The organism is Bradyrhizobium sp. Leo170, from assembly GCF_004296405.1.
In the GTDB taxonomy this organism is placed as follows: Bacteria; Pseudomonadota; Alphaproteobacteria; order Rhizobiales; family Xanthobacteraceae; genus Bradyrhizobium.
Genome location: NZ_PSRR01000400.1, coordinates 1 through 7,074, shown reverse-complemented (window position 1 = coordinate 7,074; position 7,074 = coordinate 1). Strand labels below are relative to the sequence as shown.

The 7,074-nt window shown below is 63.2% G+C and carries 12 protein-coding genes; 6 read left to right on the top strand and 6 right to left on the bottom strand.

Annotated features, from left to right (window positions below):
* Together CWO89_RS38405 and CWO89_RS38400 are read right to left on the bottom strand one after the other, a co-directional pair.
* Window positions 1-202, bottom strand: a 202-nt coding sequence (locus CWO89_RS38405; protein WP_130583547.1) for an NAD(P)-binding protein, incomplete at its 3' end; no start/stop codon positions are given.
* Between the two features lie 21 nt (window positions 203-223).
* Complete coding sequence (locus tag CWO89_RS38400) at window positions 224-469, bottom strand: zinc-finger domain-containing protein (RefSeq protein WP_021077734.1); 246 nt, start codon at window positions 467-469, stop codon at window positions 224-226.
* 235 nt (window positions 470-704) lie between these two features.
* On the opposite strand from CWO89_RS38400, the gene CWO89_RS38395 reads away from it, so the two are divergent.
* From CWO89_RS38395 to CWO89_RS38380, 4 genes are all read left to right on the top strand, one after another.
* Complete coding sequence (locus CWO89_RS38395) at window positions 705-1,853, top strand: hypothetical protein (protein ID WP_130583546.1); 1,149 nt, start codon at window positions 705-707, stop codon at window positions 1,851-1,853.
* A gap of 60 nt (window positions 1,854-1,913) precedes the next feature.
* Window positions 1,914-2,666 carry an alpha/beta fold hydrolase gene (locus CWO89_RS38390; protein ID WP_130583545.1) on the top strand — a complete coding sequence of 251 codons (753 nt, stop codon included), beginning with the start codon at window positions 1,914-1,916 and terminating at the stop codon, window positions 2,664-2,666.
* Window positions 2,667-2,917: 251 nt separating this feature from the next.
* Window positions 2,918-3,745 carry a serine O-acetyltransferase gene (gene cysE / locus CWO89_RS38385; RefSeq protein WP_130583544.1) on the top strand — a complete coding sequence of 276 codons (828 nt, stop codon included), beginning with the start codon at window positions 2,918-2,920 and terminating at the stop codon, window positions 3,743-3,745.
* Between the two features lie 131 nt (window positions 3,746-3,876).
* Entirely contained in the window at window positions 3,877-4,089 is a 213-nt protein-coding gene (locus tag CWO89_RS38380; protein WP_027583509.1) for a DUF3126 family protein, read from the top strand.
* A 213-nt stretch (window positions 4,090-4,302) separates the two neighbouring features.
* On the opposite strand, the gene CWO89_RS38375 is transcribed toward CWO89_RS38380, so the two are convergent.
* Entirely contained in the window at window positions 4,303-5,010 is a 708-nt protein-coding gene (locus CWO89_RS38375; RefSeq protein ID WP_165421502.1) for a hypothetical protein, read from the bottom strand.
* A 220-nt stretch (window positions 5,011-5,230) separates the two neighbouring features.
* Between CWO89_RS38375 and CWO89_RS38370 the strand changes: the two genes are divergently transcribed.
* Both CWO89_RS38370 and CWO89_RS38365 read left to right on the top strand, forming a co-directional pair.
* The gene (locus tag CWO89_RS38370; protein WP_130583542.1) at window positions 5,231-5,560 is read left to right on the top strand and encodes a DUF6949 family protein; all 330 of its coding nucleotides are present in this window, start codon (window positions 5,231-5,233) and stop codon (window positions 5,558-5,560) included.
* Window positions 5,561-5,716: 156 nt separating this feature from the next.
* Entirely contained in the window at window positions 5,717-6,247 is a 531-nt protein-coding gene (locus tag CWO89_RS38365) for a gamma carbonic anhydrase family protein (protein WP_130583541.1), read from the top strand.
* Window positions 6,248-6,263: 16 nt separating this feature from the next.
* Here the strand turns inward: CWO89_RS38365 and CWO89_RS46380 are convergent, their stop codons facing one another.
* The 3 genes from CWO89_RS46380 to CWO89_RS47275 all read right to left on the bottom strand — a co-directional run.
* Window positions 6,264-6,431: a hypothetical protein gene (locus CWO89_RS46380; protein ID WP_165421501.1), complete on the bottom strand. Its 168-nt coding sequence runs from the start codon at window positions 6,429-6,431 to the stop codon at window positions 6,264-6,266.
* The gene (locus CWO89_RS38360; RefSeq protein WP_130583540.1) at window positions 6,428-6,670 is read right to left on the bottom strand and encodes a hypothetical protein; all 243 of its coding nucleotides are present in this window, start codon (window positions 6,668-6,670) and stop codon (window positions 6,428-6,430) included. The genes CWO89_RS46380 and CWO89_RS38360 overlap by 4 nt, the downstream gene beginning before the upstream one ends.
* 193 nt (window positions 6,671-6,863) lie before the next feature.
* Window positions 6,864-7,074, bottom strand: a 211-nt coding sequence (locus CWO89_RS47275; protein WP_207234657.1) for a hypothetical protein, incomplete at its 5' end; no start/stop codon positions are given.

The following is a 7,074-nucleotide window of genomic DNA, read 5'->3' as shown; positions in this document are numbered from 1 at the left end:
GCGGGGCAAGCCGCGGTTCGAGGCCGAGACCGACCAGGATGCTGCTGGCATTGGGCGAAAGCTGCAGCCCCGCGCCGACTTCCTCCAGCCGCGGCGCCTTTTCCAGGATGACGACACGAAAGCCTTTCGCCGCGAGCGCAAGCGAAGCTGTCAGTCCTCCGATCCCGGCACCCGCAACAACGACGGTGCGCGTGATCGCCACGGATCAATCAGCCACGAATAGTCAGGCGACTTTATCCTTCAGCACGCATTCGGGCGGACGCGCTTCGCCGGCGGCGAGGTCGGGCGCGAAACGATAGAGCGTCGAGCAGTAGGGGCAGATGATCTCGTTGTCATTGCCGAGATCGAGGAACACATGCGGATGGTCGAACGGCGGGTTCGCGCCCACGCACATGAATTCCTGCGAGCCGATCTCGATCACCGAGACTCCGGCATCGTTATGGAAGTGCGGGACGACGTGGTCGGACATATCTTCACCTTGGGATGGCAATAACGGACGGACGCAATCAACGCGATGCGGCACTGCGAAATGCCCGGCACCATACTGGCGGGTGGAGTTGATTCCTAGAGCCCCGACCATCCATTTGCTCATGCAAATTCGACACAATCTTGTCGTCGGAGAAAAGCCCTTCTTTCGTCGGGGCTGTTGTGTCTTAAAAACGGCACACTATTTCGAAGTTGAGCAAAACCCTGGGTTTTATCGAATGAAGCGAGCGCGGGTCAGTATAGGGATGGCTGGGATGCTGGTGAGCATCGCCGCCGGCGCCGCGCTGTGGCCGTATGCCAGCGACGCGTATGCCATGTTCGCCGCACAGGACGAGCCGGCGCAATTGGCCGACCTGCAGATCAGTTCTGCTTTGCGGAACGACCAGCTCCTGATCGAGCGGAATATCGAACAGGCGCTGGCCGCTGATGACGCCGATCTCGCCAACAGCTTTCTCGAACTCGCGCGTGAGAAGAATGTCGCAATCAGCGATGGCCTGACCACGCGCGTGAACGATGCGGTTGCGGAAGCGAGCTCGACCTCGCATGTCGCCAAGCGCTTTGCCTCCGGCCTCGTCACCGGCACCGCGGACGATCTTGCCAGTCTGTCCGGCACGGTCGCGGGTGATCTCTTCGTGTTCGGCGATGTCAGGGATGTCGTGCGCGAAGGCAAGCATCTGGCGATGGGCGAAGACACCGACCACCTCATCCTTGGCCTCGCCGCCGCCGGTCTTGCGGTGACGGCTGCGACCTATGTCTCCGTCGGCGGTGTCGCGCCGGTGCGCGCCGGGCTGTCGCTGGTCAAGGATGCGCGCAAGGTCGGCCGGATCAGCGAGGGGCTAACGGCCTGGGCCGGCCGCTCGGCGCGCCAAGTCGTGGATGCGCCGATGCTGCAGGAGGCTGTCGCCTCGGCTTCCGCGCTCCGTCCGGGCCAGACGATGACCGCGATCAAGGCCGCGTTCCGCGTGGAAAAGGCCGGGGCGCTGGTCCGCCTTGCCAAGGATGTCGGGCGCATTGGCGAGAAGGCCGGCACCCGCGGCGCGCTGGAGACGCTCAAGATAGCGGAGGGGCCGAAGGACGTCGCGCGTGCCGCGCGGCTGGCGGAAGCGAAGGGCAGCCAGACCCGCGCGATCCTGAAATTGTTCGGCCGCGGCGCGCTGCTGCTCGCTGCCGGCACGTTCAACCTCACGATGTGGCTGTTCGGCGCGCTGCTGACGCTGTTCGGCTTCCTGTCCTCAATCAAGGCGACCACCGAGCGCCTGACGCTGGCATGGCTGCGGCGGAGCAAGGCGCGGCGCCTGCGGAAACAACTCGCGATGGCGGGAGCGCCATCCGAGGTTGCGGTGGCGGGCCCTACCGCCTGCGGCTAATCTCTGCGATCGTTCGCCGGTCGCCAATCCAGGAAAATCCCTCAAACAACGGAAGGCGCGATGCCGAGTTTTCATCACGGCGCTGTTGAGATCGCCTATCTCGACGAAGGCGAGGGCGATCCGATTTTCCTCGTGCACGGCTTTGCCTCAAGCAAGAACGTGAACTGGGTCTATCCCGGCTGGGTCTCGGAACTGCGCAAGGACGGCCGCCGCGTGATCGCGCTGGACAATCGCGGCCATGGCGAGTCCGCCAAGCTCTACGATCCCGCGCAATACGACATCGCCGTCATGGCAAGCGACGTGATCGCGCTGATGGATCATCTCGGCATCCCGCGCGCGGATATCATGGGTTATTCGCTGGGCTCGCGGATGACGGCGGTGCTGGCACACAATGAGCCGCAGCGGCTGCGCTCGGCGATTCTCGGCGGTATCGGCATCGGCCTGATCGAAGGCGGCGGCCCCGGGGAGAATGTCGCTGTCGCGCTGGAGGCGCCGTCGCTGGAGGATGTCACCGATCCGGTCGGCCGCACCTTCCGTGCCTTTGCCGATCAGACCCGCTCCGACCGTCGTGCGCTCGCCGCCTGCCTGCGCGGCTCGAGGCGGCTGATGACACGGCAGGAGGCCGCCGACATCGACGTGCCCGTCCTGATCGCGGTCGGCAGCAATGACGAGATCGCGGGCTCTGCGGAAGCGCTCCGCCGCGTCATCCCGCAGTCGCAAGTGCTTGCGATCCCGAACCGCGATCACATGCGGGCGGTGGGCGACAAGGTCTACAAGACCGGCGTGATCGACTTCCTGTCGCAAAGAGAATGATCTTCTACGCCAGGAGAATGTTCTTCTACGGAAATCGGACTTAAGCCTGCTTGATTTCCGGCAAATCCCGACCAATTGGATGGGACGTCTCCGCATAGCGGTTAAGCGAGGCTTGTCCTTTGCCGAACCTCATCGGGACAAGCGTCGCTTAACCGTGCTATAGCGCACACCGAAACTGGGGCATGATCCGGAAAAGTGGGGACCGGTTTTCCAAGAAGATCATGCTCTGCAAAGATCACGCGAGGCCAGCCATGGCAGTGCATCAGGTCAATCCGCAAGGCGGCAAGGTCGCTGCGCTCGATCCGATCTGGGATCGGATCAGGAGCGAGGCCGAGGAGATCCTTCGCCGCGAGCCGGAGCTTGCCACCTTCATCTATTCCGCGGTGCTGCATCACGAGCGCCTGGAAGACTCGATCGTGCATCGGCTGGCCGAGCGGCTCGACCATTCGGCGCTGTCGGGTGATCTGATCCGCCAAACCTATGACGAGGCGTTGCGCGATGAGCCCGACATCGGCAACGCCTTCCGCGCCGATCTCGTCGCCGTCTACGACCGCGATCCCGCGACCTCGCGCTTCATCGATCCCTTGCTCTACTTCAAAGGCTTCCATGCGCTGCAGACGCATCGGCTCGCGCATTGGCTCCATTTGAAGGGCCGCAAGGATTTCGCCGCTTACCTGCAGAGCCGCTCGTCGGAAGTCTTCCAGACCGACATCAATCCGGCCGCCAAGATCGGCCGCGGCGTCTTCCTCGACCACGCTACCGGTTTTGTCTGCGGCGAGACCGCTGTCATTGATGATGACGTCTCGATCCTGCATGGCGTCACCCTCGGCGGCACCGGCAAGGAGAACGAGGATCGCCATCCGAAGATTCGCCATGGCGTGATGATCGGCGCCGGCGCCAAGATCCTCGGCAATATCGAGGTCGGCCATTGCGCGCGCATCGCCGCGGGCTCGGTCGTCGTCAAGCCGGTACCGCACAACGTCACGGTCGCGGGCGTGCCGGCGAAGATCGTGGGCGAAGCCGGCTGCGCCGAGCCGTCGCGCACCATGGACCAGATGCTCAACGCGATCGGGCTTTGATTTCACTCGTGTTTCGCGATCGTTTCGATTGCAAATATTAGATTGGGCCAGAGCCGAAAAGGCTCTGGCGATTGCCGCCGTCCCGTCCTAAAACTCCGTCCCAAAATCATCGATCCGATTGGAGACCGCCCGTGGACGTTCAGGAAGTCAGGAAACTTGACGCATATCTCAAACGCGTCTTCGGTAATCCCAAGATCCGCGTCGTGCCGCGGCCCAAGAAAGACGACTCGGCCGAGGTCTATATCGGCGAGGAGTTCGTCGGTGTCCTCTTCGTCGACGATGAGGACGACGATCGCTCGTTCCAATTCCAGATGGCGATCCTCGAAGAGGATCTGGCCGAGTAGCTTGCGCTGATCTGTAGGGTAGGCAAAGCGAAGCGTGCCCACCATCCACGGCGGTGCAAGACAAGGTGGGCACGCTGCGCTTTGCCCACCCTACGAAATAGCTGGCTGAGTAGGCTCGTCGGTTAAGACCGTCATTGCGAGCGAAGCGAAGCAATCCACGCCTCAGCGAGTGGCACTATGGATTGCTTCGCTTCGCTCGCAATGACGTTGGAATTACCCCTTCGGGCCGCGCAATTGCGTCGTCAGGCGGTCCATGGCGCCGGCAACGTCGCGCCATTGTGAGAGCCAGCTTCGCGGAAAGCGATAGGTGAAGTCGGCGCCGTCGATGCGGCGTTCGCTCAGGCACATGCCGGGCGTCGGCGCGTCGCGCGTGCAGCGGGCGCTGAGGGTGGGCGACGTCGCCGTGAACAAATCCTCACCGCCATAGGGCGAGCCGTCGCGGAACGCGCGCACCGTCAGGCCGTCGTCGGTGCTTGCCGCCTGATCGAGATAGCGCGGATAGATCGTGCGCACGCGGGTGTCGGGGGCAAGCTGATCATGATGCGCCGCGATCGAGAGGAAGATCCTGTCGATCGGCTGCACCTTGTCCTCCACCGTCTCGGCGGTGACATGCTTCGGCGCCGGCGGTTCGAGCGAGGGATAGGCAAAGCTGAGGTCAACGCGCTCCTGCGCGCCCGAATGGCGCTGGATCTTCATGCGCACCGCCGCCGGCGGCACGTTGAATAGCGTGCCGCCGACGCTGACCGGCAGCCTCGACGGATCGCTCAAGGGTACGGTGGTCCAGGTCGGCCACAACAGGTAGGTGACCAGCGCGATCGCGCTGCCGGCGAGGGCGGCTGCGATCAGGATCGGCAGGATGTGCGCGCGCGGATTCCTGCGCGTGTCGCGCGCAAGATGCTGGGCCGTCGAGAGCAATGTCATCGAACGAGAATGGATGGGTTCGCGTGATGCCGAATCATCCCGCGAATATGCCACGCGGCGGCCAATTTCCGTATGATTTCAGAGAATCCGGCAAGCGATGAGCCATGCGCAAACGCGGCGGCGTCGGGCGCATGTTAACCCTTTCTTAAGGATGATGTAGCGGCGGAGCGGCAATTTTGCCAAAGGAAGCGCGCGGTCTGTTGAGTAGCGGAAGTTTGCCATGTCGCCCGATGCGCTGAACTCGTTCTTCGCCCTTTGCCTCGGCTTCGCGCTCGCCGGTGCGCTCGCCAGCGGCTATCAGGCGATGGCGCAGCGGCCGGCCGGCTTCGGCCTGTTGCAGGAAGGCGCGGCGCCGAGGACGTTCGCGGCGGTCCCGTTCCTGGTGTTCGCCGCGCCCTTCATCATCATGCGCAACACGCTGCGCGGCGCCCGGATCGAAAGTCGCCGCTTCGAATTCGTGATGATGGCGACCATCATCGCCGGCTTCTGGAGCCTGATGTCCGGCACCTTCTTCCTGATGACGCTGCGCGCCGCCGGCGTTTTGGTCTGAAGGCTGCTTTCGCCACAGTTCCTGAAGCTCCAGATTCTTGTTTTGACGCGTTTTCTTCACGCGAACCGGCGTCCACTTCGCTTGAAAACGCTTTGGCCGCTCGCTTGAAAAGCCTTTGACCGCTGTGCCAATGTCGCCGCGAAAGAGGAGACATCCATGGCGATCTATGAACTGGACGGGCAGGGGCCCGATCTACCGGCCGACGGCAACTATTTCATCGCGGAAACTGCAACCGTGATCGGCAAGGTGCGCCTGTTGAGCGGGGCCAGCGTGTGGTTTGGCGCGGTGCTGCGCGGCGACAATGAGTGGATCGAGGTCGGCGAGGGCTCCAACGTCCAGGACAATTCCACCTGCCACACCGACCTCGGCTTTCCGCTCGTGATCGGCAAGAACGTCACCGTCGGCCATAATGTGATCCTGCACGGCTGCACGCTGGAAGACGGCGCCTTGGTGGGTATGGGCTCGACCGTGATGAACGGCGCACGCATCGGCCGCGAGAGCATCGTCGGCGCGGGCTCTGTCATCACCGAGGGCAAGGAGTTTCCGCCACACTCGCTGATCATCGGCTCGCCCGCGCGCGTGATCCGGACACTGGATCCTGCGCAGGTCGCCAAGATGGGAAGTGCGGCGAAGTTCTATCAGCTCAACGGGCCGCGCTTCAAAAAGGGCCTCCGCAAGATCGGTTGAAGGGCCCGAGCGGCCGTCACGTATCTTCGGATTCATCTGCCTCCGTCGCGGAGGCCACCTGCTCGTGGCCTGCGGCCCACAGCGCATGTTGTTCGCTGCCGTCCGGATAGGGATTGGCCTCGGCTGGAATGTTTTCGCGCGCCGCTTGCTGCCCCTGCTCAAACGGATCCGGGTCTGTCGTCATGCGTGACGTCCTTTCCTTGCCTTGGGCCTTGGCGAATTACTTGGCGACTTGGCGGTATCTGTCTTCGACTGCGCGGCGCTCTTGCGTAACGCGTCGCGCAGATCGATCGGAATGCCATGCTTCTTGAGCAGGTCTGCGAACGCTTCATCGGCCAGTTCCTGAAACGTCGCCATCCTGTCGCGCCCGAGTTGCTTGAGTTTGTCGAACGTATCCTCGTCGAAAGCGATCAGTTTGCGCATCCTCGCACCTTGCACGGCGTAAGGCCAAATGGCTCCCGGAGCTTTTGGTTCCGGAAGGGAGCGGCCTGCTTCGCCCTGCGCCAAGACCGGTTCTGCGGTCGGCCGGCAGAGCGAAGCTTCTTGCCCGATTCTGCCCGACTTCCCGGTCGCGTAGAAGTGAGCGCATCGTCAAGGCGCATGGCCGGAACTCGCTCTAGACTGCGGGCAGAGCTTGCGGTGGCTGGCGCAGGCCGCGCCGGTATTGGCAGGCCGTGATGGAGGAGCAGTGATGTTGCGTAAAACGATGGTTGCCTTGCTGGCGGTAGCCTCGCTTGGAATTTTGACGATAGATACGGCGTCCGCCCGCGGCGGGTTTGGTGGCGGCGGTTTTCATGGAGGCGGCTTTGGCGGCGGCGGTTTTCGTG

Bases quoted from the DNA above. Each gene is read 5' to 3' on its own strand.
- CWO89_RS38395 (WP_130583546.1), top strand. From the start codon at position 705: ATGAAGCGAGCGCGGGTCAGTATAGGGATGGCTGGGATGCTGGTGAGC.
- CWO89_RS38360 (WP_130583540.1), bottom strand. From the start codon at position 6,670: ATGCGCAAACTGATCGCTTTCGACGAGGATACGTTCGACAAACTCAAG.
- CWO89_RS38365 (WP_130583541.1), top strand. From the start codon at position 5,717: ATGGCGATCTATGAACTGGACGGGCAGGGGCCCGATCTACCGGCCGAC.
- CWO89_RS46380 (WP_165421501.1), bottom strand. From the start codon at position 6,431: ATGACGACAGACCCGGATCCGTTTGAGCAGGGGCAGCAAGCGGCGCGC.
- CWO89_RS38370 (WP_130583542.1), top strand. From the start codon at position 5,231: ATGTCGCCCGATGCGCTGAACTCGTTCTTCGCCCTTTGCCTCGGCTTC.
- cysE (WP_130583544.1), top strand. From the start codon at position 2,918: ATGGCAGTGCATCAGGTCAATCCGCAAGGCGGCAAGGTCGCTGCGCTC.
- CWO89_RS38390 (WP_130583545.1), top strand. From the start codon at position 1,914: ATGCCGAGTTTTCATCACGGCGCTGTTGAGATCGCCTATCTCGACGAA.
- CWO89_RS38400 (WP_021077734.1), bottom strand. From the start codon at position 469: ATGTCCGACCACGTCGTCCCGCACTTCCATAACGATGCCGGAGTCTCG.
- CWO89_RS38375 (WP_165421502.1), bottom strand. From the start codon at position 5,010: ATGACATTGCTCTCGACGGCCCAGCATCTTGCGCGCGACACGCGCAGG.